The 25,573-nt window shown below is 72.7% G+C and carries 22 protein-coding genes; 10 read left to right on the top strand and 12 right to left on the bottom strand.

The features are described 5' to 3' along the window. Window positions 1–15: 15 nt before the first annotated feature. The 4 genes from ABZ928_RS21225 to lnt all read right to left on the bottom strand — a co-directional run bounded on the left by ABZ928_RS21225 (window position 16) and on the right by lnt (window position 4,965). On the bottom strand, window positions 16–1,941 hold the full coding sequence (locus ABZ928_RS21225; protein ID WP_361520980.1) for a GAF domain-containing protein: 1,926 nt from the start codon (window positions 1,939–1,941) through the stop codon (window positions 16–18). A 65-nt stretch (window positions 1,942–2,006) separates the two neighbouring features. After that, window positions 2,007–2,810: a 3-hydroxybutyrate dehydrogenase gene (locus tag ABZ928_RS21220; RefSeq protein ID WP_361520978.1), complete on the bottom strand. Its 804-nt coding sequence runs from the start codon at window positions 2,808–2,810 to the stop codon at window positions 2,007–2,009. Between the two features lie 54 nt (window positions 2,811–2,864). Further along, window positions 2,865–3,344, bottom strand: a complete 480-nt coding sequence (locus ABZ928_RS21215) for an NUDIX domain-containing protein (RefSeq protein ID WP_361520975.1) — start codon at window positions 3,342–3,344, stop codon at window positions 2,865–2,867. A 10-nt stretch (window positions 3,345–3,354) separates the two neighbouring features. Beyond that, a complete protein-coding gene (lnt, locus tag ABZ928_RS21210) occupies window positions 3,355–4,965 on the bottom strand; it encodes an apolipoprotein N-acyltransferase (RefSeq protein WP_361520972.1) in 1,611 nt (536 codons plus the stop codon). 234 nt (window positions 4,966–5,199) lie between these two features. Here lnt and ABZ928_RS21205 point away from each other — a divergent pair, with 234 nt between their 5' ends. Beyond that, window positions 5,200–6,273, top strand: coding sequence for a hypothetical protein (locus ABZ928_RS21205; protein ID WP_361520969.1), 1,074 nt, complete (start codon window positions 5,200–5,202; stop codon window positions 6,271–6,273). Between the two features lie 2 nt (window positions 6,274–6,275). Here the strand turns inward: ABZ928_RS21205 and ABZ928_RS21200 are convergent, their stop codons facing one another. Further along, on the bottom strand, window positions 6,276–6,821 hold the full coding sequence (locus ABZ928_RS21200; RefSeq protein ID WP_361520967.1) for a hypothetical protein: 546 nt from the start codon (window positions 6,819–6,821) through the stop codon (window positions 6,276–6,278). Between the two features lie 94 nt (window positions 6,822–6,915). Beyond that, on the bottom strand, window positions 6,916–7,701 hold the full coding sequence (locus ABZ928_RS21195) for an aspartate/glutamate racemase family protein (protein WP_361520964.1): 786 nt from the start codon (window positions 7,699–7,701) through the stop codon (window positions 6,916–6,918). A gap of 39 nt (window positions 7,702–7,740) precedes the next feature. On the opposite strand from ABZ928_RS21195, the gene ABZ928_RS21190 reads away from it, so the two are divergent. Further along, window positions 7,741–8,934 (top strand): glycosyltransferase, encoded by a 1,194-nt coding sequence (locus ABZ928_RS21190; protein ID WP_361520961.1) that lies wholly within the window; start codon window positions 7,741–7,743, stop codon window positions 8,932–8,934. A gap of 2 nt (window positions 8,935–8,936) precedes the next feature. Here ABZ928_RS21190 and ABZ928_RS21185 read toward each other — a convergent pair whose 3' ends face one another. Then, window positions 8,937–10,235: a TerD family protein gene (locus ABZ928_RS21185; protein ID WP_361522232.1), complete on the bottom strand. Its 1,299-nt coding sequence runs from the start codon at window positions 10,233–10,235 to the stop codon at window positions 8,937–8,939. Between the two features lie 296 nt (window positions 10,236–10,531). Between ABZ928_RS21185 and ABZ928_RS21180 the strand changes: the two genes are divergently transcribed. The 4 genes from ABZ928_RS21180 to ABZ928_RS21165 all read left to right on the top strand — a co-directional run bounded on the left by ABZ928_RS21180 (window position 10,532) and on the right by ABZ928_RS21165 (window position 15,280). After that, window positions 10,532–10,969, top strand: a complete 438-nt coding sequence (locus ABZ928_RS21180) for a DUF6643 family protein (protein ID WP_289921505.1) — start codon at window positions 10,532–10,534, stop codon at window positions 10,967–10,969. Between the two features lie 46 nt (window positions 10,970–11,015). Continuing rightward, a complete protein-coding gene (locus tag ABZ928_RS21175; protein WP_361520958.1) occupies window positions 11,016–11,843 on the top strand; it encodes an MOSC N-terminal beta barrel domain-containing protein in 828 nt (275 codons plus the stop codon). Between the two features lie 202 nt (window positions 11,844–12,045). Beyond that, a complete protein-coding gene (locus tag ABZ928_RS21170; protein WP_361520955.1) occupies window positions 12,046–12,651 on the top strand; it encodes a hypothetical protein in 606 nt (201 codons plus the stop codon). Window positions 12,652–12,841: 190 nt separating this feature from the next. Next, a complete protein-coding gene (locus ABZ928_RS21165) occupies window positions 12,842–15,280 on the top strand; it encodes a right-handed parallel beta-helix repeat-containing protein (protein ID WP_361522229.1) in 2,439 nt (812 codons plus the stop codon). A 4-nt stretch (window positions 15,281–15,284) separates the two neighbouring features. Here the strand turns inward: ABZ928_RS21165 and ABZ928_RS21160 are convergent, their stop codons facing one another. Next, the gene (locus tag ABZ928_RS21160) at window positions 15,285–17,564 is read right to left on the bottom strand and encodes a hypothetical protein (protein WP_361520952.1); all 2,280 of its coding nucleotides are present in this window, start codon (window positions 17,562–17,564) and stop codon (window positions 15,285–15,287) included. 291 nt (window positions 17,565–17,855) lie between these two features. Between ABZ928_RS21160 and ABZ928_RS21155 the strand changes: the two genes are divergently transcribed. Both ABZ928_RS21155 and ABZ928_RS21150 read left to right on the top strand, forming a co-directional pair. Further along, window positions 17,856–18,686 carry a DeoR/GlpR family DNA-binding transcription regulator gene (locus ABZ928_RS21155; RefSeq protein ID WP_361520949.1) on the top strand — a complete coding sequence of 277 codons (831 nt, stop codon included), beginning with the start codon at window positions 17,856–17,858 and terminating at the stop codon, window positions 18,684–18,686. Window positions 18,687–18,738: 52 nt separating this feature from the next. Then, window positions 18,739–19,209, top strand: coding sequence for an SRPBCC family protein (locus tag ABZ928_RS21150; RefSeq protein ID WP_361520947.1), 471 nt, complete (start codon window positions 18,739–18,741; stop codon window positions 19,207–19,209). 11 nt (window positions 19,210–19,220) lie between these two features. Here ABZ928_RS21150 and ABZ928_RS21145 read toward each other — a convergent pair whose 3' ends face one another. Then, window positions 19,221–20,345: a PLP-dependent cysteine synthase family protein gene (locus ABZ928_RS21145; protein WP_361520945.1), complete on the bottom strand. Its 1,125-nt coding sequence runs from the start codon at window positions 20,343–20,345 to the stop codon at window positions 19,221–19,223. A 332-nt stretch (window positions 20,346–20,677) separates the two neighbouring features. Here ABZ928_RS21145 and ABZ928_RS21140 point away from each other — a divergent pair, with 332 nt between their 5' ends. Together ABZ928_RS21140 and ABZ928_RS21135 are read left to right on the top strand one after the other, a co-directional pair. Continuing rightward, window positions 20,678–21,001 (top strand): hypothetical protein, encoded by a 324-nt coding sequence (locus ABZ928_RS21140; RefSeq protein ID WP_361520942.1) that lies wholly within the window; start codon window positions 20,678–20,680, stop codon window positions 20,999–21,001. A gap of 186 nt (window positions 21,002–21,187) precedes the next feature. Further along, window positions 21,188–21,781, top strand: a complete 594-nt coding sequence (locus ABZ928_RS21135; RefSeq protein ID WP_361520939.1) for an ATP-binding protein — start codon at window positions 21,188–21,190, stop codon at window positions 21,779–21,781. A 32-nt stretch (window positions 21,782–21,813) separates the two neighbouring features. Here the strand turns inward: ABZ928_RS21135 and ABZ928_RS21130 are convergent, their stop codons facing one another. The 3 genes from ABZ928_RS21130 to ABZ928_RS21120 are packed head-to-tail and all read right to left on the bottom strand — an operon-like array spanning window position 21,814 to window position 25,435. Further along, window positions 21,814–24,375 (bottom strand): FtsX-like permease family protein, encoded by a 2,562-nt coding sequence (locus ABZ928_RS21130; RefSeq protein ID WP_361520937.1) that lies wholly within the window; start codon window positions 24,373–24,375, stop codon window positions 21,814–21,816. Further along, window positions 24,372–25,148, bottom strand: coding sequence for an ABC transporter ATP-binding protein (locus tag ABZ928_RS21125; RefSeq protein ID WP_361520934.1), 777 nt, complete (start codon window positions 25,146–25,148; stop codon window positions 24,372–24,374). Before ABZ928_RS21125 ends, ABZ928_RS21130 begins: the two co-directional genes overlap by 4 nt. Beyond that, a complete protein-coding gene (locus ABZ928_RS21120; RefSeq protein WP_361520931.1) occupies window positions 25,145–25,435 on the bottom strand; it encodes an SHOCT domain-containing protein in 291 nt (96 codons plus the stop codon). Before ABZ928_RS21120 ends, ABZ928_RS21125 begins: the two co-directional genes overlap by 4 nt. Window positions 25,436–25,573 lie beyond the last annotated feature (138 nt).

Raw genomic sequence — 25,573 nt, 5'->3', positions numbered from 1 at the left:
CGAAGCGTGCGGGGGTCAGTGCTGTGCCCGCGCCGACAACCGGTGCAGTCGCAGGGCGAGTTGGATCTCCAGGGTGCGGGCCGGGCTCTGCCAGTCGTCGCCGAGGAGGCGGCCGACGCGCTCCAGGCGCTGGGCGACCGTGTTGACGTGGACGTGCAGGGCGTCCTTGGTGCGGGCCGGGCTCATGCCGCAGGCGAAGTACTCGTCGAGGGTGCGCAAAAGGTCGGTACCGCGCCGTTCGTCGTAGGTGACGACCTGGCCGATGGTGCGGTCGACGAAGCCGGTGATGTCCCGGTCGCCGGCCAGGAGCAGGCCGAGGAAGCCGAAGTCCTCGGCGGCGGCGCCGTCGCCGGAGCGGCCGAGGAGGCCCAGGGCGTCCAGGCAGCGCCGGCCCTCCTCGTAGGCGGCGGCGACGGTGTCCGGGTGGGCGGCGAGGTTCTCGACGGGGCCGGACGCGCCGACGGTGACGGCCTCGTGGACGGCCGTGCCGAGGTGGCGGGCGGTGCGGCGGGCCAGGGCGGTCGCGGTGTCGCCGGGTTTGAGGGGCAGCAGCAGGACGGTGCCGCCGTCGCGGGCGGCGGCCAGTCCGTGCCGGGTGGCGGCGAGGTGGGAGGCGGCGGACCACAGGCGTCTGCGGGCGTCCGCCTCCTGATCGGCGTCGGCCGCGGCGGCGTCGAGGCGGGCGGCCAGCACGACGTGGGTGGCGTCGAGGTCGGCGTGCAGCCGGGAGGCGCGTTCGCGCAGCAGGCGCGGGTCGCGGTCGCGGGCGTCGAGCAGGTCGTCGAGGAGTTCTCCGCGGACGCGCTGTTCGGCCTCTGCCGCCGAGCGTCTGGCGAGCAGCAGCAGTGAGGTGACCATCGCGGCGCGCTCCAGGGTGCGCTGGTCGACGGGGTCGAGTCCGGGGTGGCCGTGCAGGACGAGCGCGCCGAGGAGTTCGCCTCCGGCGGCCACGGCCGCGATCCAGTCGTCCCGGTGCCGTACCGCGTGTCCTTCGGCCCGGGAGGTCTCCAGGGCCTCGGTCGGGGTGGCGGCGGCGTCGGTGAACTCGACCTTGCCGTCGAGGACTTCGGCGACGGCGGCGGCCACGTCGTGCACCCCGCCGCCGCGCAGCACCAGTTCGGCGAGCCGGTCGTGGACGTCGGAGGCGCGCTCGATGACGCCGCTGCGGTCGCGGATGATCTCGTTGGCCCGTTCCAGCCCGGCGAGGGCGGAGCGGGTCTCGGTGAGCAGGTTCGCGGTGTCGATGGCGGCCGCGGCGAGTGCGGCGAAGGAGCCGAGCAGGGCGATCTGCTCCCTCTCGAAGACCCGGGCGCGCCGGTCGGCGGCGAACAGCACGCCGATGACGTGGTGTCCGAGCATCAGCGGTACGCCGAGGATGGCGACCAGGCCCTCGTCCCGTACTCCGTTGTCGATGGCGCGGGTGTGCTGGAAGCGTTCGTCCTGGAAGTAGTCGTCGGTGACGTAGGGCCGGGCTGTCTGGGCGACGAGGCCGCCGAGCCCCTCCCCCATGCCGAGCCGCAGCTGCTGGAAGCGGGCGGCGACCGAGCCCTCGGTCACCCGCATGTAGGTGTCGCCGCGGGCCGGGTCGTTGAGGCTGAGGTAGGCGACGTCCGTGCCGAGCAGCGAGCGGGCGCGCTGGACGATCGCCTGGAGCACGGCGTCCAGGTCGCGCAGCCCCGCGAGGTCGTGCGCGGTCTCGAAGAGCGCGGACAGCTCGGCCTCGCGCCGGCGCCGTCCCTCCAGCTCCGAGCGCACGCGCAGCGCGACCAGTTTGGCCTGTTCCAGCGCGGCGATCCGCTCGGCCGGCCGGCCTTCGGCGCGGGCGACCAGCACCGGCTGCTCGTAGGCGTCGGCGGACGCGCCCCTGGCCAGCAGCTCCAGGAACGGTGCCTCGGCGCTGCCGGCGGGGCGCTCGGCGGACTGCACGTGATCGCGGGACATGCTCACAGGATTCCTCATCGCACGGTCGCCTCGTCAGCCCTGTGGACAACCCACGGGGACCCGGCTCAGTGCGCCGTCCAGCCCCCGTCCATCACGAGGGACGTGCCGGTCACGAAGGACGACTGGGGGCCGCACAGGTATGCCACGGCTTCCGCGACCTCCTCGGGTTCGATGAGCCGCTTGAGGGCGCTGTCCTGGAGCAGCACCTCGGCGAGGACGCGTTCCTCGGGGATGCCGTGCGCGCGTGCCTGGTCGGCGATCTGCTTCTCGACCAGGGGGGTGCGCACATAGGCGGGGTTCACGCAGTTCGAGGTGACGCCGTGGGGCGCGCCCTCCAGCGCGGCCGTCTTGGAGAGGCCTTCCAGGCCGTGTTTGGCGGCCACATAGGCCGATTTGAAGGCGGAGGCGCGTAGCCCGTGCACCGAGGAGACGTTGACGATCCGGCCCCATCCCTGCCCGTACATGTGGGGCAGGGCGCCTCGGATGAGCCGGAACGGGGCTTCCAGCATCACGGTGAGCACGGTGTGGAAGACGTCGGGCGGAAATTCGTCGAGGGGGCGCACGAGCTGGAGCCCGGCGTTGTTGACCAGCACGTCGGTGCCGGCGGCGGCGAGTTCGGCGGCGTCCAGGTCGGTGAGGTCGAGGACGTGCGGTTCGACGGCGCCGGCGAGGTTGCGGGCCTCGTCGGCGAGTTCCTCGAGGCCCTCGGCGTCCCGGTCCACCGCTCTGACCTTGGCCCCGGCGGCCGCGAGCCGCAGCGCACAGGCGCGGCCGATGCCACCGGCGGCGCCGGTGACGAGGGCGGTGCGGCCGCCGAGGTCGAGCGAGGGGGCGGCGGGGGGTGCCGGGAGGGCGCTGGGCGGGGTCATGGCTCGACCCTAGGCAGCGCTTCTCCTTCACCCCATGTGGTCAGAGCCCATACTTCAGTGGGATCCAGTGGGGTCGAACCATGTGGGGGCGTCCGCCAGGGCCTGCTTGATCCGGAACTTCCCGAACTCGTTGAGATCCGGGAGCGCGTCCACGTCGAACCAGGCCACGTCGAGGGATTCGTCGTCGTTGACCTTGGCCTCGCCGCCGACGGCCCGGCAGCGCACGGTGATGTCCATGTACTGGCAGACGTCGCCGTTGGGGTAGGTGATCGGCTCCAGCGCCTGTACGAGGACGACGCGCTCGGCGACGCAGTGCACCGCCGTTTCCTCGAACACCTCCCGCACGGCGCAGGCCGCGGGCTGTTCTCCCGGCTCCGGGATGCCTCCGATCAGCGACCACCGACGGCTGTCGGAGCGACGGTTCAGCAGCACTCTGCCCTCGTCGTCGAAGACGACGGCGGCGACTCCGGGGAGCCACAGGAGCTGATGACCGACGGATTCACGGAGGGTGCGGATGAACTCGGGAGTAGCCATGACGCCGACCCTAACCGGCCGCCCCCGCCCGCCGGTTGCGGACACCGGCGCCGATCGCCCAGCCCAGTCCACCGGCCGCGACCAGTACAAGGAGCATCTCCGGCAGGATGCCGAGCTTGGTGGCCGGCGTCTCGGAGGACCGCAGCGGCACCTCCTGGACGAGCGAGTCGGCGACGAACATGCCGGTCTTCTGGGTGATCTTCCCGTCCGGCATGATGATCGCGCTGACACCGCTGGTCACCGGAACCGTGACGGTACGGCTGTGCTCGACGGCGCGGACCCGGGACATGGCGAGCTGCTGGTACGTCATCTCGCTGCGGTCGAAGGTCGCGTTGTTGCTGGGCACGGAGATCAGCTGGGCGCCGTCGGTGACCTCGGAGCGCACGGCCCAGTCGAAGGCCGCCTCGTAGCAGGTGACCAGGCCGACCTTTGCGCCGGCCATGGTGAACACGCCGGGCTCGGTGCCGCGGCTGAAGTCCTGGCGGACCATGGAGGTCCAGTCGCTGTTGATGGCCCCGATGAGGGAGCGCAGCGGGAGGTACTCGCCGAACGGCTGGATCTGCCGCTTGTCGTAGGTGTCGGTCGGTCCCTTGACCGGGTCCCACAGGATCTGCTCGTTGTAGAGCTTGCCGTCCCGCTCGACGACACCGCCGACCGAGATGGGCACGCCGATCGCCTTGGCGGCTGCGTCGATGACGGCGCGCGCGTCCTCGTTGGCGAACGGGTCGACGTCGGAGGAGTTCTCGGGCCACAGCACGAAGTCGGGCTTGGCGACCTTGCCGGCCTTGACCTGGGCGGCCAGCCGCTCGGTCTCGCGCGCGTGGTAGTCGAGCACGGCCCGGCGCTGCTCGTTGAAGCCGAGGCCGGCGCGGGGCACGTTGCCCTGGATGACGGCGACGGTCACGGTGCCGTTCTCGGCCTTGTCGCTGACCAGCGGGCGGGCGGCGAAGGCCCCGACGACCGGGACGGCCACGCTCAGCAGGGCGGCCACGGCGGCGGACCGTCGCAGCTGACCGCCCCGGCGCTTCTCCACCAGCAGGCGGACCAGTTCGTACAGCCCGAAACCGCACAGGACGACCGCGAAGCCGAGCACCGGGGTCCCGCCCACGGCGGCGAGCGGCAGGAAGACGCCGTCGGCCTGGCCGAAGGCGATCTTGCCCCAGGGGAAGCCGTGGAACGGCACGCGTGCGCGTGCGGCCTCGCCGGCGATCCACAGGGCGGCCGACCAGAGCGGTGCGCCGGGCAGCTTCGAGACCGTCGCGATGCCCGCGCCGACCAGGGCGACGAAGATCGCCTCGATGACCACCAGGGCCAGCCAGGGCCCGGGACCGACCTCCACGCCGGTCCACACCAGCAGGGGCAGCAGGAAGCCGAGGCCGAAGAGGTAGCCGAGGCCCAGGCCCGCCTTCCAGCTGCGGCCGCGCAGCACCCAGCCGAAGACGGCGAAGGCCGGCAGCGCGAGCCACCACAGGGTGCGCGGCGGGAAGCTGACGTAGAGCAGCACTCCGGAGAGGGCGGCGGCGAGAGCCGGGACGAAGCGCACGAGGCGGCCCGCGCGGGAGGCGGGCGCGGTCGGCTGCTGCTGGTCCGACTCGTCCACGGATGTTGCGGTGACGGTCACTCCGGGAGTGTACGGCGGGTGACCTTGGCACCGACAGCGCGGTCCGTATGGCAGCACGGGCCCGGGGCACCGCTCGCACCGCATCCTTCCTGCGCAACTCGTCCACAAACCGTCCATCAGCCGTTACCGTGTGCCGGAGCCTTTGTCGTACCGCCGGTCAGGCGGCTGTACGACGAGGGCCCGGCACAGGTCGCGGGGGCGACCGGTTCGGGGGGTCGGGTGGGTTCCACGGGCATGAGGTCTGCGGCCGGTCAGGCGGAGGACGGCGACAGACGAAACGTTTCTGATGCGACCGGCGTGGTGGTGCTCGGGGCCTGCGCGACCTGGTCCCTGATCACGGCGGCCGTGCACGACGGCCGTCCCGAGGGTGTGCTGCTCGCCGTCCTCGCGGTGGCCGCCGGCTATGCGGCGGGCCGGATCTGCGGGGCGATCCTGCCGGTCGCGGCGTTCTGCGCGGCGGCGCTCGCGGGGGTCGCTCTCACCGCGGCCGTGCCACGGCTCTCCGCAGGCCCTGAGATCGTCGCCCCGCTCGGCCACGCCGGTGCCACCGCCGCCGTACTGGCCCTGTCCACGGGTGCCGCGTGCTGCGCCGCCTGGGCCGTGCGGGCACCGCTCCGGCGGCTGGTGCTGCGGCTGCTGGCCGCCGGGATCGTGGTGACCGCCGCCGTCCTGGGTTCGGCCGGCGGCTGCGTCGCCGCCGCCGCGGTGGTGCTCTGCTCGCTCGCCGCGGGCCGGATGCGCGAGCACCGCGGCACGGGTTTCGCGGGGCTGGTCCTGGCGGCGGCCCTGGCGACCGGGCTGACCTGGGCGGTCGCCGGGAGCGCGGTACCGGAGGGGCTCGCCGCGTCGCTGGAGGGCCAGCTCACCCTGCACCGGATCGAGCTGTGGCACGACGCCCTGCACATGGCGCGCCAGGACGCCGCGCTGGGAGTCGGCCCGGGGCGCTTCGGCGAGCTGAGCACGACGGCCGCCCAGACCCTTCAGTCGGACGCCAAACCGCACTCGGCACCGTTGCAGCAGGCGGCCGAACAGGGCGTCGTGGGCGTCGCCCTCCTCGCCGCGGCCTTCTGCTGGCTGCTCTACACGCTGTGGCGTTCCCCGCGCTCCACCCCGGTCGCGCTCACCGCGGGCGCGGCCCTGACGGCGCTCGCGGCGCTCGCCGCGGTCGGCAACGCGCTCAGCTTCACGACGGTGTCGGTGGGCGCCGGACTGCTGGCGGGGCTGGCCACGGCCCGCCCGCTGGCGGACGAGTCACCGCTGCCGGATCCGGACGACGTACGCCCGCGGAACGACCGACCGGATCCGTGACCTCAGTGCGCCGTGCCGGGGGCCCGCGAGTGCAGGCGGTCCCTGATGATCGCCACGGCCGCCTCGGCGTCGTCCACGGTGATGGTGAAGGTGTGCCCGTCCCACAGGCTCAGCACGATGCCCTCGCCACGGCGTACGACGACGGCGGTGCCCTTCTCGGGCCGCCAGCGATAGCCCCAGCCGCCCCATTGGCGCGGGGTGACATGCGGGTCGACCTCGGCGTCCGCCACGTTCGACAGGAGGATGCGGCGGCGCGGCAGGCCCATGTGGCCGCAGCGCACTTCGAGGGACTCCTCGTCGACCTTGAGCGCGACGTGCACGAACGCCAGGGTGAGGAAGAGGACGAGCAGGCCGGCCGCGATGCAGCCGACGACGGCCATGGCGAGCGGGGCGATGCCGGAGGTCCACGCCGAGTCGACGGCGAGTTCGATGCCGAGCGCCATGCAGGCGGCGCCGACGCACGCCAGCAGCCACTGGACGCGGTTGGTGGCACGACCCGTCCAGACATAGGGGTGCGGCGCGTTGTCGCCGTGGGGGTGGTCCCTCATGCCTACGAGATTACTCAGGTTTCGCTGCGCGGGTAGCGCGTAGCGGAGGGTGACTGGTCCGGTGGGCTGAGCCCGCCCGTTTTGTCACGCTCGGTCAGCGCGCGGGGCTGACCCGCTGGAGGATCCGGCCTTCCTCGTACGCCAGCGCCGCCGGGGGCAGCGCGCCCTCCCGTCCGCTCAGCAGCACCGTGAGGCTGCCCTCGGCGGCGGCCTGCGGGGCGGGCTGCTCGCCGATCCGGCGCAGCGCCTGGGCGGCGACGGCTCCGGCGGAGCCGTGCAGGACGAGCGGCGGACGGCCGGGGCGCTGGACGGCGGCGCGGATGCGTTCGGCGACGAGTTCGTAATGGGTGCAGCCCAGGACGACGGTCGTTACATCGTCGGGGGTCAGGGCGGCGGCCGCGGCGACCGCGGCGTCGATGGCGGCCTCGTCGGCGTGCTCGACGGCCTCGGCGAGACCGTGGCAGGGCACCTCGCTGACGGGGACGCCGTCGGCGAAGTCCTTGATGAGTCCGCGCTGATAGGGGCTGCCGGTGGTGGCCGGGGTGGCCCAGATCGCGAAGGGTCCGCCACCGGCGGCGGCCGGCTTGATCGCCGGGACGGTGCCGATGACGGGCAGCGTCGGTTCCAGGAGGGTGCGCAGGGCGGGCAGCGCGTGCACGGTCGCGGTGTTGCAGCCGACGATCAGCGTCGCGGGCCCATGAGCGGCGGCGGCCTCGGCTACGGCCAGGGCGCGCCGGGTGAGGTCCTCGGGCGTCCGCGGTCCCCAGGGCATGCCGTCGGGGTCGAGGGAGAGGACGAGATCGGCGTCGGGGCGCAGTCGCCGTACCGCGGCGGTGGCCGCCAGCAGGCCGATTCCGGAGTCCATGAGCGCGATCTTCACCCGGCCACGATAGACGATGAGCCCTTTCGGGCCGCGCCGGTGGGGCACACTGCGCGGGTGAGCGCCTTCGCGTGGACCGCCGCCGCTTCTCTCGCCGCCTGGCTGTGGCTGTTGCTCTGCCAGGGCTTCTTCTGGCGCACGGACGTCAGACTGCCCGCGCGGCGGGAACCGGACGCCTGGCCGTCCGTCTGCGTGGTCGTCCCCGCGCGCGACGAGGCCGCGGTCCTGCCCGCCAGTCTCCCGTCGCTGCTCGCCCAGGACTATCCGGGGCGGGCCGAGGTCTTCCTCGTCGACGACGGCAGTTCGGACGGTACGGGGGAACTCGCCCGGGAGTTGTCCGAGCGGTACGGCGGGCTGCCGCTGACCGTGGGCTCGCCCGGTGAACCGCCCGCGGGCTGGACCGGCAAGCTGTGGGCGGTGCGCCACGGCATCGGGCTGGCACGCGCGCGTGAGCCCGAGTACCTGCTGCTCACGGACGCGGACATCGCGCATGAGCCCGACAGTCTGCGGGAGTTGGTGGCCGCGGCACGGACCGGCGGCTTCGACGTCGTGTCGCTGATGGCCCGGCTGCGGGTGGAGAGCCTGTGGGAGCGGCTGGTCGTCCCGGCGTTCGTCTACTTCTTCGCGCAGCTGTATCCCTTCCGCCGGATCGGCCGGAAGGGGTCCCGGACGGCGGCCGCCGCGGGCGGTTGTGTCCTGCTGCGCGCGGAGACCGCCGAGCGGGCGCGGATCCCGGACGCGATCCGGCACGCCGTCATCGACGACGTGGCGCTCGCGCGCGCGGTCAAGGGCGGGGGCGGGCACATCTGGCTGGGCCTCGCCGAGCGGGTGGACAGCGTGCGTCCCTATCCACGGCTGCACGATCTGTGGCGCATGGTGTCGCGCAGCGCGTACGCGCAACTGCGGCACAGTCTCCTTCTGCTGGCCGGGACGGTGGCGGGGCTGGCGCTGGTCTATCTCCTGCCGCCGGTGGCCCTGGTGGTGGGGCTCGCCGCGGGGAGTACGGCGGTCGCGGTCCTGGGCGGGCTCGCGTGGCTGGTGATGACGGGGACGTACGTCCCGATGCTCCGCTACTACCGGCAGCCGCTGTGGCTCGCTCCGCTGCTGCCGTTCACGGCGTTCCTCTATCTGCTGATGACGGTCGACTCGGCCGTGCAGCACTACCGGGGGCGCGGTGCGGCCTGGAAGGGCCGCACCTACGCACGTCCGGACACGGTGTCCGAGGAGGGCTGAGGCTATTTGCGGCCGGGGGTCCAGTTCATGCCCCAGCCGTAGGCGTAGTCGACGGTCCGCTGTGGGCTCACTCCGCGCTCGGGCACGAGGTAGCGGGCCTCGCGCTGGACGACGAGGTCGGAGCCGGTGTTGGTGATCAGGGCGAGCGCGCACACCGTCGAGGGGACGGTGCACTCGTCCAGCGAGAAGTCGATCGCCGCGCCGTACTGGGGCTGGAGGGTGACGGTGGCGTGCAGGTCGGCGAAGGAGCGGGCGCCCTCGTAGATGGTGACGAAGACGAGGATGCGCCGGAAGTATTGCTTGTGGTCGAGGTTGATGGTCAGGTTCTCGCCGCTCGCCACCGCGCCGGTGCGGTCGTCGCCGTCGAGGTGGATGAAGGGCGGCTGGTGCAGGGCGCCGAAGGCGTTGCCGAGGGCCTGGACGACGCCCTTGCTGCCGTCGGTGAGTTCGTACAGGGCGCACAGGTCCAGGTCGAGGTCGTTGTGCATCGCGACCGGGCGGCCCAGCTTGCCGGCCCAGCCCGAGAACTGCTTGCGGACCTCCCAGTTGAGGTTCACGCGCATCGCGCCCGAGGTGCCGCCCTGCTTGGTCAGCGAGACGGACGGGGCGGACTTGGTGAGCGTGACCTTGGTCAGGCGGACCGGCTGGGCCGGGGGCGCGGGCGGTGCGGCGGGAGGCGGCGGGGGCATGGTGACGGGCGGCGCGGTCACCGGAGGCGCCACCGGCGCGGGAGGCGCCGCCTGCCGCGGAGGCGCGGCGTGCTGGGGCGGCGCGGCCTGCTGGGGCTCGTCCACCGTGATACCGAAGTCCGTGGCCAGGCCTTCGAGGCCGCTGCTGTAGCCCTGACCGACGGCGCGGAACTTCCAGTTGCCCTGGCGGCGGTAGAACTCGCCGAGCACGAAGGCGGTCTCGACGCTCGCGCCCGCGCTGTCGAAGCGGGCGACCACCGTGCCCTGGGCGGCGTCCTTGACCTCGATGTACAGGCCGGGCACCTGGCCGAACGCACCGCCGTCGGCGGAGGCGGCAAGCACCACGGTCTCGACCGCGGGCTCCACGCGCGCGAGGTCGACGAGAAGAGTGTCGGTCACCTGGCCGCCGGCGTTCCGCTTGCCCTCGTGGCGGACCGCGCCGGAGGTGTGGGCCGGCTGGTTGTAGAAGACGAAGTCGGCGTCGGAACGGACCTTTCCGCCCACCAGGATGAGCGCCGAGGCGTCCACGTCGGGGACGCCCGGCGCGGAACTCCAGCCCAATTCGACCCGCAGCGCCGCCGTCGGCACCGGCGTATTGGACCCTTTCGACATTGACATGTCCGCCCCCATCACATGAGACCGCGCCAGGCATGTCCCGGCAGCCCAATGGTTGTCTACAAGGCCAACCTATTGCCCTCGACAGCGAACTCCCATGAGGAGCACAGGAAGATCGGTGTCCAACCCCCGGTAACCCGCCCGGAACTCGGCCTTTACACGATCTGAACCTCTGTCGCCGCCCCTTTTTGCCGAGTTCGCTCGCATTGGGGATCCGGAGTCACTGCCGACACGGAAAACAACCCTCTTATCGGTCTCCCCAACCAGCACATCGTGGGCTTAACTTATGTGCCATGACCTCCCCCCGCTCCACTTATGGTGGCGGCTACTACTCCGCCTCCTTCCCGGACACCCCGATCTACGACTCCCTCGTGGCCGAGCGGGGCACCCCGCAGATCGCCCCGATCCGGGTCCCCGCCGAGTACGCCATGCCGAGCAGCAGCAACCTGCCCGCGCTGCCGTCGGCGCTGCCCGCCCTGCCGGCGGGTCCGTCCCAGCCCTCCTACGGCTATCCGCAGGCCCAGCAGCCCTCTCCGCTGCAACAGGCGCCCGCGGCGTACATCCCGCAGCAGGCCGCCGCCCCGCGCGGCTATCCCGGCCCGCAGCCGCAGCAGCCCCGTCCGGCGGCCGCGCAGGGCATGGGCTACGAGGCGATGCGCCCCGCGGCTCCCCGCCCGGCTCCGGCCCCGTACCAGGACCCGTACAACAACCAGCAGTACCGAGGCTACTGAGCCGACCCCCGCGCGGAGCCCGCGTGCCTGCTGGCACGATGGCCCCATGGGGAATGCGCAGCTGCAGTCGATTCATGTCCATCCGGTCAAGGCGTTCCGGGCTCTGGCACCCGGGGCGGCCGAGGTCGAGCCCTGGGGGCTGGCCGGGGACAGGCGCTGGGCGCTGATCGACGACGGGGGAAAGGTCGTCACGCAACGCCAGCAGCCGCGTATCGCGCTTGCCGCCGCCGAGCTTCTGCCCGGCGGCGGCGTTCGCCTGTCGGCTCCCGGCATGGCACCGCTCGAGGTCGCGGTGCCACGGCCGGTCGGCACCGTGCCGATGGAGATCTTCGGCGACAAGGTGGAGACGGTGCCCGCCGAGGACGCGGCCGTACACGCCTGGTGCAGCGCCTATCTCGGCACCGACGTACGTCTCGTGCACATGGACGATCCGGCCATGCGCAGACCCGTCGACCCCGACTACGCCCTGGAGGGCGAGACCGTCTCCTTCGCCGACGGCTATCCCCTGCTGCTCACCACGACCGCCTCGCTCGACGCCCTCAACTCCCTGATCGCGCAGGGCGATCACGCCGCCGAGGGCCCGCTGCCCATGAACCGGTTCCGGCCCAATGTCGTCGTCTCGGGCACCGAGGCCTGGGCCGAGGACGGCTGGTCCCGGGTCGCGATCGGTGACGTCGTCTTCCGTGTCGCCAAGACCTGCGGGCGCTGTGTCGTGACCACCACCGACCAGGGCAGCGCCCGGCGGGGCCGGGAACCCCTGCACACGCTGGGACGCCACCGGCGCTTGAGCGGGAAGCTGGTCTTCGGGCAGAACCTGGTGCCGCAGTCCCGTGGCACGATCCGCGTCGGCGACCCGGTCGAGATCCTCGGCTGAGGATCCGCCGAGCCGGGGGTTCACTCACCGAAGATCCACGAAAGCACCTCGACGCGGGAACCGGGCGCGGGGGCCTGCGCGTTGGGCATCGTGAGAAGTTCATGAGAGGCCCCGGTCTGGTGATTTCGCTCTCTCTTTGACCGGGCCCGCGCGTGAACGACTCCGCCAGGGGTTATCACGGAGCGGGAAGGGGGTGCGAACGGTGCGAGCGATCAGCGGACTCTGGCGCTGGCGGCACAATCCGCTGCGCCGTGCGACCGATCTGGCCGAGGCCTGGGTCGCCCTCGCGGCCCTCCTGCTCATCCTGGTCGTGACACCGGTGGCCGGCGTCATCGTCGGCCGGGTCGCCCAGGACGCGCTGCAGGATTCGGTCCGCGACCAGCGCGCCTCCCGCCACCTGGTGACGGCGACCGTGGCCCGCAAGCTGGACCGGTCCCCGCTGGACGCCGATCCCGAGGCCTCCACCGGCCGGGAGCTGCGCACCCGGGTCCTCGCCGACTGGACCGCCCCGGACGGCACCGCGCAGCACGGCTCGGTCATGGCGAACCTCAAGAACCCGGACCGGGGCGACCACTTCACGCTGTGGACGGACGCACAGGGCCACATAGTGGCCCGCCCGCTGGACTCGGCGACGGCCACGACACACGCCGTCCTCGCCGGGGTCGGCGCGGCGCTGCTCGGCGTCGGCCTCATAGAGAGCGCCCGCCGGTTGCTGGTCTGGCGCATGGTCCGTCGCCGCTACGCCCGTTGGGACCAGGCCTGGGACCGCGCGGGCCCGGACTGGGGCAGGACCGGCACCGGCAGCTGACAGCCTTCCCGCTCTGGTCAACCCACCACCCGCACGCACGCTACGGTGGACCGGCCGAACTTCTTCGGCAGCACGAACCCGCGAGCGAGCGAGCTGCAGGGACGTGCCCGTGTCGGACCTCCGACGCCGGCACCGGCGACCCGACGGCCCGCGCGCCATGAGTACCGCAAGGTGGGGGCACGGCAACGCCATGGCACAGGGCACGGTCCAGGTGACGCACACCGGAACCTCGCGGTGGCGGCGCCGCACGGGTGAGTACGCATCGCTCGCCGCCGCCCTGGAGGCCGCGGCCGACGGCGACGTCCTCACCGTCGCCCCCGGCACCTACCGGGAGAACCTCGTCGTGCAGCGGGCGGTGACCCTGCGCGGCCCCGAGGGCTCGCCCGGATCCGTGCGCATCGCGCCCGTGGACGGAGTGCCGTTGACCGTCCGTGCCTCGGCGGTGGTCCAGGACCTGCACGTGGAGGGCCAGGACGCGGCCGCGCCCGCGCTGCTGGTCGAGGAGGGCACCCCCGAGCTCACCGACATCCGCATCGTCACGCGGTCCGCCGCCGGTATCGAGGTGCGCGGCGGCGCCCGTCCGACCGTGCGGCGCTGCACCGTCGACAACCCGGCCGGGGTCGGCATCGCCGTACTCGACGACGGGGGCGGCGTGTTCGAGGAGTGCGAGGTCGTCGCGGCCGGGCAGTCCGGGGTCGCCGTCCGCGGCGGCGCCCACCCCCGTCTGGAGCGCTGCCGGGTGCACCACGCCTCCGGTACGGGCCTGTCGGTGACCGGGGAGAACTCCGCGCTGGAAGCGGTGGGTTGCGAGGTCTACGAGGTCCGGGGCAGCGGAGTCCAGATCACCAACAAGGCCACCGCACACCTCACCGACTGCGATGTGCACCGCACCAGCGGCGACGGCGTCACGCTCGACACGGACGCCGTGCTGACCCTGGCCGACTGCCGAATCCACGACATCCCCGAGAACGCGGTGGACCTGCGCTCGCGTTCCGTGCTCACCCTCACCCGCACGACGGTGCGTCAGTTCGGGCGCAACGGCCTGTCGGTGTGGGACCCGGGCACGCGCGTGGACGCCAATCAGTGCGAGATCTTCGACAGCACCGGCGACTATCCCGCGGTGTGGGTCAGCGACGGCGCGACCGCGGTCCTCGACTCCTGCCGGGTGCACGACGTGCCGGACGCGCTGTTCGTCCTCGACCGCGGCTCCCGCGCGGACGTCGTCGACAGCGATCTCTCCCAGGTCCGCAACACGGCCGTGTCGGTGAGCGACGGCGCCACCGCGCAGCTCGACGACTGCCGCATCCGGGACGCGGCGACCGGCGCCTGGTTCCGCGACCACGGCAGCGGCGGCACCCTCAACAACTGCACGGTGGACGGCACCCAGACCGGCGTGATCGTCACCAAGGGCGCCGACCCCACCATCGAGCGGTGCACGGTCGACTCCCCCGCCGAGGCCGGCTTCTATGTGTCGGCAGGCGGCCGGGGCAGCTTCCTGAACTGCCGGGTCACGGGCAGCGGCGGCTACGGCTTCCATGTGATCGACGGCAGCCGTACGACGCTGAAGAAGTGCCGCACCGAGCGGTGCGCGCGCGGCGGCTACGAGTTCGCGGACGCCGGCCCGGACACGGGGTCCGGCATCGGCCCGGTCGTCGAGGACTGCACCAGCGACGAGAGCGTGGGCCTCAGGCCTCCCGCCGCCCCGGAGACGGCCGTGCAGACGGTGAGCCAGTCCCCCGGCCTGCTCGGCGCGATCCCCGGCCAGCGCAGCACCGAGCCGGAGCCGCAGGCCGCCCCCGCCGAGCCGGAGAAGCCCTCGCGCACCTCCAAGGCCGTCATGGGCGAACTCGACGCGCTGGTGGGCCTGGAGAGCGTCAAGCGCGAGGTGCGGGCCCTCACCGACATGATCGAGGTCGGGCGGCGCCGCCAGCAGGCGGGGCTGAAGGCGGCCTCGGTCAAGCGCCACCTCGTCTTCACCGGCTCCCCCGGCACCGGCAAGACCACGGTCGCCCGCCTCTACGGCGAGATCCTCGCCGCCCTCGGGGTGCTGGAGAAGGGCCATCTCGTCGAGGTCTCCCGCGTCGACCTCGTCGGCGAGCACATCGGCTCCACCGCGATCCGCACCCAGGAGGCCTTCGACAGGGCGCGCGGCGGGGTGCTGTTCATCGACGAGGCGTACGCGCTCTCGCCCGAGGACTCCGGCCGGGACTTCGGCAAGGAGGCCATCGACACGCTGGTGAAGCTGATGGAGGACCACCGGGACGCGGTCGTGGTGATCGTCGCGGGGTACACGGCCGAGATGGAGCGGTTCCTGTCGGTCAACCCCGGTGTCGCGTCCCGTTTCTCACGGACCATCACCTTCGGCGACTACGCGCCCGACGAACTGCTGCGGATCGTCGAGCAGCAGGCCGACGAGCACGAGTACCGGCTGGCGGAGGGCGCGCCGGAGGCCCTGCTGAAGTACTTCACGGCGATCCCGAAGGGCCCCGCGTTCGGCAACGGCCGTACCGCCCGCCAGACCTTCGAGGCCATGGTGGAGCGGCACGCGAGCCGGGTGGCGCAGGTCGAGGAGCCCAGCACTGACGACCTGACCCTGCTGTACGCGGAGGACCTGCCGGACCTGCCCTGACCGGCTACCGCTGCGCCGGTACGTCCGGGCGCAGCCGGGCCAGCAGTCTGCCCCGCTCCTCGGCGAAGGCGGGGTCGGCCTGGTAGTCGGAGTGGCCCAGGACCGGTGCGGGCAGCGGGTGCCGTTCGGTGCGGCCGTACGCCAGCGGGTCCTTGAGGGGTTCGTGGTCGACCTCGGGGCCGCAGTCGCCTGGCAGCCGGACCGGGCCGCCGATGGGGTCGGTGAGCCGGTACAGATTGCGCCAGCAGGCCACGTCGTGGTGCAGGGCGCTGAGCGCCGCCGGGCCGAAGTGGGCCGGGAACCAGCGGCCGTAGAGCCGCTCGATCGGCGAGCCGTAGGTCAGCAGCGCGACGCGCCTGCGGTCGGCCGGGGTCAGCTGCCAGGCCGCCGCCGCGGCGAGGACGCTGCCCTGGGAGTGCCCGGAGATCACCAGCCGGCCGCCGGTGGCCCGCGTCCAGGTGGCCATCCGCCACGTCAGGTCGGGGACCGCGCGCTCGGCGTAGCAGGGCGGCGCGAAGGGGTGGGCGGCGCGCGGCCAGAACGTGCCGACGTCCCAGAGGATGCCGATGGTGCGGCGAGCGGAGGGGTCCTTGTAGGCGCGCCGGCCCCAGGTGACGAAGAGTATGAAGCCGACGCCGATCAGCCAGGAGCCGAGTGCCTGGGCGGTGTCGGCGGCGCCCTGCACGAAGGCGTACGAGGTCCGTGCCGCGTCGCTCGGGGTCTTCCCGGTGTCCAGGGCGCCCACCAGGGCCGCGGCGCCCAGCAGGAGGGTCGTGGCGGAGGTGACGGCGACGATCAGCGGGGCCCGGTCGGTGAGGGTGGCCAGCGCGCGGGTGGTGGCGATGCTCCGGGTGCGGGCGCGGTCCTTGGGTTCATCCGGGTAGTCGGCCGTCACGGCGGCCAGTTCGTCGCGGCGCAGCCGCCAGGTGCGGCGGCCCAGCCAGCCGCACAGCACCAGCAGCACGACGAGGAGCGGCGGGATGACGGAGGCCTGCCAGGTCAGCAGGACCGGCGGGCCGGTGAGGGAGGTTCCGGTGCCGTCGAGCCAGTCGGCGACGCGCTGCGAGACCCCGCCGGACATCACGCCGCCGAGGGCACAGGCCAGCATCGCGACGGCGGGTCCGCCCAGACCCCGCATGGCGGCGCGCGGGTCGGGGTGAGTGCGGTGCAGGAGGTGGGCCACGACGGCGAGGACGATCACGATGAGGCCCTGGACCAGGGCGATGGCGCCGAAGGTCGCGTCGCCGGGCAGCCTGCCGGTCGACTCCCAGCCGGGGCGCTCCCAGCCGGCGTAGAGCAGGGTGAGGGCGAGCAGGCCGAGCGCGGCGAGCGGCAGTCGTCGTACGAGATGCTCGTCGAGGTCCCGGTCGAGGCGGTGTTCGCTGCGGCCGCGGCGGCACACCACCCAGACGACCACGACCGCGCCGCCGGCCAGCGCCACGATCAGGAGGCGGCCCAGGGTGTCGAGCAGGGCGGGGCCGCCGGGGCGGCGGTCGAAGCGGGCGGCCGCGGAGCCGACGGCGGCGGCGACGGTGAGCAGGGCCGCGGCGGTGTGGGCGGCGCGCAGGCGGGCCACCAGGCGGCGTCCGTACCAGAAGCCGGGGCGGCCCAGGGCGGTGCGGGCGGTGTCCTCGTCGGCTTCGGACGGGTGGGTCATGGGCTGCTGGGACTCGTACGCGTTCCAGGTGCGGTGGGACAGGTACCACAGCAGGCAGATGAGGACGGTGGGCAGCAGGGCGGCGAGGGCGAGGCGGCGGCCGGGGCGGCTCCACCAGCCGCCGTCGGAGACGGTCGGCGACAGGAAGCCCAGCCAGGAGTGCCGGTTGGCGCACGCGCGCGTGCCCGCGCACTGCCAGGCGGCCAGGTCGAGGGCCACCTCGCACACGGCGGCGACCAGCAGCACGGTCAGGGTCAGGGCCGTGAGCCGCACCAGGAGTCCGTAGAGGCGGACCGTGCGGGTGCGGCCGCGCGCGGTGGGGCGCATCCAGTGGGCGAGGTTGACCACCATGAACGGCAGCAGCAACAGCCACAGCGCGCGCGTGGCGTTGCCGGAGGTGAGGTTGCACCAGACGTAGGCCTCGGGCACCGGTTCGCCCCGGCGGCCGTCGTGTCCGGTGTCGGCCCCGGCGTCCTCGGCGCGCCGGAACACCGCCGCGGTGTGGTCGCCGGTGATCCGCACGGTCCGCGGATCGTCGAGCATCTTCTCGGGCGTCGTACCGCCCACTCCATGGACCAGGAGTTCCAGGGCGGAGCCGTCCCGCCCGCCGCTTGAGACACGTTCCACTGTTCTGCACTTCCCCCGTGACGCGCTGACTGCGTGTGTCCGTGCGGGCTCAAGGATCTCCGCTGGGACGTGCGGGCACACCGCTCGTCACGGAATCTCCCCGATCCGGGTGACCGTGTCGGGAACAGAGGGGATCGAGTGACATGCGCGCGTCGTGACGGTCGGTGGCGCGACCGGTACCGTGCCGTGCGAGGATGGGACGCCCGCGCACCGGAGACAGGGAGAATGTCCTCGTCGGAGCTGGTGTGCCGGGCGTGTCGGACAGGTTGAGGCGAAAGGACCGGAGCGTACGTGAGTGAGAATCAGAACCTCCTCGCGGAGCAGCGACGCGCCCTCATCCTGGACGAGGTGCGGCGGCGCGGCGGCGTCCGGGTCAACGAGCTGACGCGCAAGCTCGGCGTGTCGGACATGACCGTGCGGCGCGATCTCGACGCGCTGGCGCGGCAGGGTGTCCTGGAGAAGGTGCACGGCGGCGCGGTCCCGGTCGTCGAGGCGAGCACGCACGAGCCGGGTTTCGAGGCCAAGTCGGGTCTGGAACTGTCCGCCAAGGAGGACATCGCGCGGGCGGCGGCCGAACTGGTCGCGCCGGGTTCCGCGATCGCTCTTTCAGGCGGTACGACGACGTTCGCGCTGGCGCATCATCTGCTCGATGTGCCGGACCTCACCGTCGTCACCAACTCGGTGCGGGTGGCCGACGTCTTCCACGCGGCGCAGCGCACCACGGGCCCCCGTCAGGGCGCGGCCACGGTGGTGCTGACCGGCGGGGTGCGCACGCCGTCGGACTCGCTGGTGGGCCCGGTGGCCGACCAGGCGATCGCGGCGCTCCACTTCGACGTGCTGTTCCTCGGGGTCCACGGGATATCGGTCGAGGCCGGTCTGTCGACACCGAATCTCGCGGAGGCCGAGACCAACCGCCGTCTGGTGCAGTCGGCGCGGCGGGTCGTGGTGGTCGCCGACCACACCAAGTGGGGCACGGTGGGCCTGAGTTCGTTCGCCGCGCTGGAGCAGGTCGACACGCTGGTGACGGACGCGGGGCTGCCCACTCCGGCGCGCGAGGAGGTCGCCGAGCATCTGCGGCGCCTGGTGGTGGCCGGTGAGCCCGGCGGCGGTACAGACAGCTGACGGGGCCTCAGTTAGGGTGTCACACCTCTGTCGTCACCTCGGGGGTGTGACCGTGGCTCACCAACTGCGCGCCGTGGGGCTGGACTTCATCGAGGTCGCTCCCGTACGCATGGTCTTCGCACGGCAGATGTCCGCCGCCCCGGAGGCCGTGTACCGGGCGCTCGCCGACGACGTACCGGGCTGGCCGGAATGGTTCTCCGCGGTCACCTTCGCCCGGCCGACCGGTGACGGCTCGACGCGCGAGATCCATCTCAGGGGCGGTGGACGCTTCCAGGAGACGATCATCGCGGCGAAGGCGCCGGAGGTGTACGCCTATCGCGTCGACAGCGCGAACACTCCCGGCGTCCACGCCTTCGCCGAGGAATGGCGGCTCACCCCGTCGGGGACGGGCACCCATGTGCGCTGGACCTTCGCCATCGACGGCACGGCCCCGCTCCGCCTCGTGGCGAAACTCGGACGCGCCGGGCTGGGGCGGGCGTTCCGCGGCGCGGTCGCTTCACTGGACCGGCGCCTGGCGGCCTGAGCAAGGCCGTCCTAACAGGGCCAGACCCCCGTCTCCAGGAACGACTCGATCGCCTCGGTGTACGGCTGGATGTCCAGGCCCTGTTCGGCCAGCCACGCGTCCGAGTAGTACTTGTCGAGGTAGCGGTCCCCCGGGTCGCACAGCAGCGTCACCACGCTCCCCCGCCGTCCCTCAGCCACCATCTCGGCGACGATCTTCAGCGCGCTCCACAGGCCGGTGCCGGTCGAGCCGCCCGCCTTGCGGCCGATGGCCTGTTCCAGTGCCCGTACGGCGGCGACGCTCGCCGCGTCGGGGACCTTCATCATGCGGTCGACGGCGCCGGGCACGAAGCTCGGTTCCATGCGGGGGCGGCCGATGCCCTCGATGCGGGAGCCGCAGTCACAGGTGACGTCCGGATCGCCGGTGGTCCAGCCCTCGAAGAAACAGGAGTTCTCCGGATCGGCGACACAGATGCGGGTGTCGCGCTGGGTGTAGTGGACGTAGCGGGCGATGGTCGCCGAGGTGCCGCCGGTGCCGGCCGTGGCGACGATCCACGCGGGGTCCGGGAATCTCTCCAACTCCAGCTGGCGGAAGATGGATTCGGCGATGTTGTTGTTGCCGCGCCAGTCCGTGGCCCGTTCCGCGTAGGTGAACTGGTCCATGTAGTGGCCGCCGGTCTCCACCGCGAGGCGGGCGGACTCCTCGTACATCTTCCGCGAGTCGTCCACGAAGTGGCACTGCCCGCCGTGGAACTCGATCAGTCGGCACTTCTCGGCGCTGGTCGTGCGCGGCATAACGGCGATGAAGGGCACGCCGATCAGCTTCGCGAAGTACGCCTCGGAGACGGCCGTCGAGCCGCTGGACGCCTCGATGACCGGGCGGCCCGGCCGGATCCAGCCATTGCACAGCCCGTAGAGGAAGAGGGAGCGGGCGAGGCGGTGCTTGAGGCTGCCGGTCGGGTGGGTCGACTCGTCCTTGAGGTACAGGTCGATGCCCCACTTCTCCGGCAGCGGGAAGCGCAGCAGGTGGGTGTCGGCCGAGCGGTTGGCGTCGGCCTGGACCTTGCGGACGGCCTCTTTCAGCCAGTCGCGGTAGGTGACGTCGCTGTGGTCGACGTCGAGGGTGGCGCCGGTCCGGATCTGCTGGGGGGTGCTCACGGCGGGGGCTCCTTAGGCTTCGCGCCGACGGCGGGTCGCGCTGTCGACGCCTCGATCATAAACACCTTCCGCACGCTTCTCACCTGCATAAACACACCTTTGAGCACCCCAAAGACCACCCTGGGGAGCGGGCTCCGCAGGGGCGTGGGGGCGCATTCGAACGAGTGCTCCGGGCTCCAGCGCCCGGCACCGTATGCGCACTGGTGCTCGACGCCAGGTGGGGGCAGACTGCACCGAACGGGACGCGCCGGTCCCGGACGGGGGCGCACACTGGATCACGTAACGAGCCGGATCATGGGCCGGCACACCGAGCGCGCGAGGGGGCGGGGAGCATGGCGGAGCCGGAGTTCACGGCCACGGGCGTGCGGATCGGGAAGCGGCTGCGTTCGCTCACCCGGGCCGGACAGGTGCGGATCAGCGACGGCAGGCTGGAGTTGCTCACCAGTTACGGCAGCGAGATCGACAGCGCGCCGGTGCAGGCGGTGCGGGCCTCCAAGCCCTGGTTCGCCGCCGACGACCGGGCCCTCGCCGATCTCAACGGCAAGCGGTATCTGCTGACCCTCGGCGATCACGACCCCGCTCCGGGCGAGCCGGGGCCGCCCGCGGCACGCCGGTTCATCGAGGCCGTACGGAAGGCCGCGGGACGTAGCGGGTGAGTCACCGCGAGTTGCGGGGCCTCGCCCCCTGAGTCACGCTGGTGGCACGTCACTCTGGGTTTACCGGCGATAACGCTGCGAACCAGCCCGCCGGGCATGGCAGCAGGCGGCCGTTTCACCAGGCGCCCTGCTGATCGATCCGAACTCCGTGTTCTTCCGGACCTCTTCAGTCGGGGAGTCGCAGCCGTGATCAGTCACCCAAGCAGGCACTGCACGGTGGAGCTCCAAGCCCTGCCGTCGCGGATCGGCCAGGTCCGCAGAATCGTCTCTGCGCAGTTGCGCTACTGGCATCTGGACCCCCTCATAGACCGGGCGGCGCTCGGTGTGACGGAGCTGTTGACCAACGTCCACCGGCACGCCCAGCCCGACAAGATGTGCACCGTGGAGATCGAGCTGGTGCTCGACCGGCTCATGGTCTCGGTGCACGACCACGACCCGCGTCTGCCGGTCGTGGCCGACATGCCCGGCAGTCTCCCGGACGAGGACCTCTCGGACGGCCTGCCGGACGACCTCTCGGACGACCTCCTGGACACCGACACGCTCGCCACCTGCGGGCGGGGTCTGGCGATGGTGGCCGCCGTCAGCGAGAGCTGGGGAGCGCGGCCGGACGGGCAGGCGGGGAAGGTCGTGTGGTTCGCGCTGTCCGCGCCCGCCGCCCCTCGTGCCGCCACCGCGCGTCCGCCGCGGCGGACCGCCGGCGACAAGAGCGGCCGGGTCTTCGCCGAGGTCGACACCCGCAGGGTCGAACATGCTCCCGCCCGGTCGGCCGTTGTCGGCTGACCGGGCGGTGACAGCTTCTCTGCCCCTCCTTGTCACTCGGTGGCGATGGCACGCAGTACGTCCAGGCGTGCCGCCCTCCTCGCCGGCCGCAGGCCCGCCAGGGCGCCCGCCGCCAGGCCCACCAGGGCCACGATCGCGAGTTGCACGGGCGGCATCGCGAAGGCGAAGGCGCTGTCGCTGGCGCCGTCGGAGGCCTTGACGAGGACCCAGCCGAGGAAGGCGCCCAGCGCGAGGCCGCCGACCGTGCCGAAGGCCGCCACCAGGACCGACTCCCAGCGGACCATGGCCCGCAGTTGGGCGCGGGTCTGGCCGACCGCCCGCAGCAGGCCCAGTTCCCGGGTGCGCTCGTGGATCGCGAGCGTCAGGGTGTTGGCGATGCCGAGGAGTGCGATGAGGACCGCCAGGGCCAGCAGGGCGTAGACGAGGGTGAGCATCATGTCGATGCCGCCGGCCGAGGACTGCGCGTACTCGTCCCGGGTCTGCACCTCGGGGTTGCCGTAGTGCTCCGCCACCTTCTCCACCGCCGCCTTGCCGGTGTCCGTGCTCACGCCGTCCTTGAACGAGACGGCGACCAGCGTGTCGGAGTCCTGGGTGCGGTGCGGTTCCCAGGCCGCGCGGGTGATGACGTACTCCCCCGCGAGTTCCGAGCGGTCGTAGACCGCGCGCACCGTGAAGGTCTCCTTCTCGCCGTCGGTGAACGTGAGTCGGGCGGTGTCGCCGGTCTTCAGTCCCTGTTCGTCCGCCGCGTTCTCGTCGAGGGCGATCCCGTCGGTGCCGAGGTCGCTCAGGGAGCCCTTGACCGTGCCGAGGTCGAAGGTGCGCTCCAGGGCGAGGGGGTCGGTGACGGTCAACGCCCGTCCCTTGCCGTCGACTTCGGCGACACCGCGGCCGAGTCCGACGGCCGTGTCGACCTCGGGCAGCTCGGCGACGGCGCCGGCGAGGCGAGGGCTCAGACCGCTGCCGCCCGCGCCGAACGAGGGGGTGCTCACCGCCACGTCGCCCGCGAAGGAGCGGGAGACCGTCTGGTCCATGGTCGCCTTGAGGGAGGCGCCGAACACCGTGAACAGGGAGACGACCGCCACGCCGATCATCAGGGCGCTCGCGGTGGCGGCCGTGCGCTTGGGGCTGCGCAGGGCGTTGCGCCGGGCGAGGCCGCCGGTGACGCCGCGCAGTCGGTCGAGGGGGCCGCCGAGAACGCGGACGGCCGTGGTGGAGGCGACCGGGCCGAGGACGACGAACGCCGCGAGGGCCAGGACCGCGCCGAGTCCCGCGAGCCACAGGGACGGCGACACGAGGACGCCGCTGATCGTCATGCCGAGGGCGAGGGCGGCGAGGCCCAGTCCGGCGACGGCGCGGACGCGGGAGGCGCCGGAGGTGTCGACGGCGGTCTCGCGCAGTGCCGCCATGGGCGCGGTGCGGCCGGCCCGTACGGCGGGCAGGAGCGCGGAGCCGAGGCAGACCACGACGCCGACCGCGAGCGGCAGCAGCATCGACAGGGCGCTGATCACCAAGTCGCCCTCGGGGAAGGGGAATCCGATGGCCGGGAACAGTGCCTGGAGGCCCGCGGCGATGCCGATGCCGCCCGCCAGACCGGCGAGCGAGGCCGTCACCGCGACCGCGGTCGCCTCGACGAGGGTCGACGCGGTGACCTGGCGGCGGGAGGCGCCGAGGGCCCGCAACAGGGCGTTCTCGCGGGTGCGTTGGGCGACGACGATCGCGAAGGTGTTGTGGATGGAGAAGGTCGCGACGAGCAGGGCGACACCGGAGAAGACGAGGAGGAAGAGCGTGAAGACGGTCAGGAACTGGCTGGAGATCATCTCCGTGTTCTCCTCGGCCGACTCCTGGCCGGTGATGGCCTCAACACCCTTGGGCAGCACGGGAGTCAGCCGGTCGACGAGCTCCCGCTGGCTCACACCGGGTCCGGCGCGCACCTGGATGGTCGACGCCTCGCCTGGGCGTGCGGTGAGGTACTTCTCGGCGTCGGCCTGGGTCATGCCGGTGAAGGTCACCTGGGCCATGCCGTCCTCGCCGCCGAAGGTGGCCAGGCCGACGATCGTCACCTGGACCGGGTCGGGGGTGCGCAGGGTCGTGGTGTCACCGATCCTCAGGTCGCCGCGCTCGGCCGTGCCGCGGTCGATGACGACCTCGCCCGGCTTCGCGGGGGCGCGGCCCTCGGCGAGCCGGTAGGCGTTGAGTTCGGGGTCGGCGATCCAGTTGCCGGCGAGGGTGGGCGGTCCCTGGCCGCCGATGGGGTCGCCGTTCGCGCCGACCAGCTGGCCCGCGCCCTGGATGCTGGGGGCGGCGGCCGCCACGCCGGGGACCTGCTCGATGGCCGTCACGAGGTCCGTGGCGACGGGCTGGCGTACGCCCTGGCTCTCCCCGGGTGTGGTGATGGCGTCGGCGCTGCGGACGACGGCGTCGGTGCCGCTGGTGGCCCTGCCGAACATGGTGTCGAAGCTGGCGCGCAGGGTGTCGCCCATGACCAGGGTGCCGGCCAGGAAGGCGACGCCGAGGAACACCGCGAGGAAGGTGCCGGCGAAGCGGCGCCTGTGGGCGCGCAGGGAGGACACGCTCAGGCGGACGGAGGCGTTCATGACGGCTCCACTCGGGGTGAGGTGGCGTCGAAGGCCTTCATGCGGTCCAGGACCTTGTCGGCGGTCGGCGCGGTCATACGGTCGACCAGGCGCCCGTCCGTGAGGAAGACGACCTCGTCGGCGTGGGCGGCGGCCACCGGGTCGTGGGTGACCATGACGACCGTGCGGGCGGTCCGGCGCACCGCGCGGCCCAGGAGGCCGAGGACCTCCTCGCCGGAGCGGGAGTCGAGGTTGCCGGTGGGCTCGTCGGCGAAGACGACGTCCGGCTGACCGGCGAACGCCCTTGCCACGGCGACGCGTTGCTGCTGGCCGCCGGAGAGTTCGGAGGGCCGGTGGTGGAGCCGGTCGCGCAGGCCGACGACGTCGACGAGGGCGTCGATCCACTCCCGGTCGCCGTTGCCGCCCGCCAGGTCGAGGGGGAGCGTGATGTTCTCCGCGACGGTCAGCGTCGGCACCAGGTTGAAGGCCTGGAACACGAAGCCCACGCGGTCGCGGCGCAGGAGGGTGAGGCGGCGGTCGTCGAGGGAGCTCAGTTCGGTGTCGCCGATGTGGGCGGTGCCCGAGGTGAGCGTGTCGAGGCCGGCCGCGCAGTGCATCAGGGTGGACTTGCCGGAGCCCGAGGGCCCCATGATCGCGGTGAAGCGGCCGGCCGGGAAGTCGACGCTCACCCCGTCCAGGGCCCTCACGCTGGTGTCACCGCTGCCGTAGACCTTGACGGCGTCGACGACCCGGGCGGCCGACCGTGTGCCCGTCGTGGCGGTGGTGGCGGTCATGCCGCACCGCCCTTGCCCGTACGGCCGAACTGCTCGTCCAGGACGGACAGCCGGCGCCAGTACTCGTCCTCGTCGATCTCGCCTGAGGCGAAGCGGCGGCCGAGCATCGCGATGGGCGAGTCGCCGGACGGGCCGCTGTCGGACATCGCACGCCACGGGCCGCGGCGGCCGCGCCACACGGTGCGGCGGAGGACGGTGACGGCGCCGACGACGACGGCCGCCCAGATCAGCGGGAAGAGAAGGATCCACGGGCCGGGCCCGCCGTCCCAGTGCGCCAGGGTCTGCATCTCGGGTCATCTCCCTAGAGGTGTGTCCGGTGTTCCGGTGTTCCGTTGATGCTTCGAGCCTGGCTCCGGGAGGGGGTCCGGGTCGTCGTACGGCCAGCGGCAATGCGCGTACCTCCCGGGGAGTACGAAGGCGCCTTC

It is taken from the genome of Streptomyces sp. NPDC046909, assembly GCF_040644695.1.
Classification (GTDB): Bacteria; Actinomycetota; Actinomycetes; order Streptomycetales; family Streptomycetaceae; genus Streptomyces.
Note: the sequence above shows the minus strand (reverse complement) of the source record. Positions and strands in the feature narration are given on the sequence as shown.

Excerpts from the sequence above, each read along its gene's own strand:
- ABZ928_RS21180 (WP_289921505.1), top strand. The coding sequence starts at position 10,532 with ATGACCTCCCCCCGCTCCACTTATGGTGGCGGCTACTACTCCGCCTCC.
- ABZ928_RS21140 (WP_361520942.1), top strand. The coding sequence starts at position 20,678 with ATGGCGGAGCCGGAGTTCACGGCCACGGGCGTGCGGATCGGGAAGCGG.
- ABZ928_RS21130 (WP_361520937.1), bottom strand. The coding sequence starts at position 24,375 with ATGAACGCCTCCGTCCGCCTGAGCGTGTCCTCCCTGCGCGCCCACAGG.
- ABZ928_RS21120 (WP_361520931.1), bottom strand. The coding sequence starts at position 25,435 with ATGCAGACCCTGGCGCACTGGGACGGCGGGCCCGGCCCGTGGATCCTT.
- ABZ928_RS21175 (WP_361520958.1), top strand. The coding sequence starts at position 11,016 with ATGGGGAATGCGCAGCTGCAGTCGATTCATGTCCATCCGGTCAAGGCG.
- ABZ928_RS21215 (WP_361520975.1), bottom strand. The coding sequence starts at position 3,344 with ATGGCTACTCCCGAGTTCATCCGCACCCTCCGTGAATCCGTCGGTCAT.
- ABZ928_RS21225 (WP_361520980.1), bottom strand. The coding sequence starts at position 1,941 with ATGTCCCGCGATCACGTGCAGTCCGCCGAGCGCCCCGCCGGCAGCGCC.
- ABZ928_RS21220 (WP_361520978.1), bottom strand. The coding sequence starts at position 2,810 with ATGACCCCGCCCAGCGCCCTCCCGGCACCCCCCGCCGCCCCCTCGCTC.
- ABZ928_RS21205 (WP_361520969.1), top strand. The coding sequence starts at position 5,200 with ATGAGGTCTGCGGCCGGTCAGGCGGAGGACGGCGACAGACGAAACGTT.
- ABZ928_RS21200 (WP_361520967.1), bottom strand. The coding sequence starts at position 6,821 with ATGAGGGACCACCCCCACGGCGACAACGCGCCGCACCCCTATGTCTGG.
- ABZ928_RS21185 (WP_361522232.1), bottom strand. The coding sequence starts at position 10,235 with ATGTCGAAAGGGTCCAATACGCCGGTGCCGACGGCGGCGCTGCGGGTC.
- ABZ928_RS21165 (WP_361522229.1), top strand. The coding sequence starts at position 12,842 with ATGGCACAGGGCACGGTCCAGGTGACGCACACCGGAACCTCGCGGTGG.
- ABZ928_RS21125 (WP_361520934.1), bottom strand. The coding sequence starts at position 25,148 with ATGACCGCCACCACCGCCACGACGGGCACACGGTCGGCCGCCCGGGTC.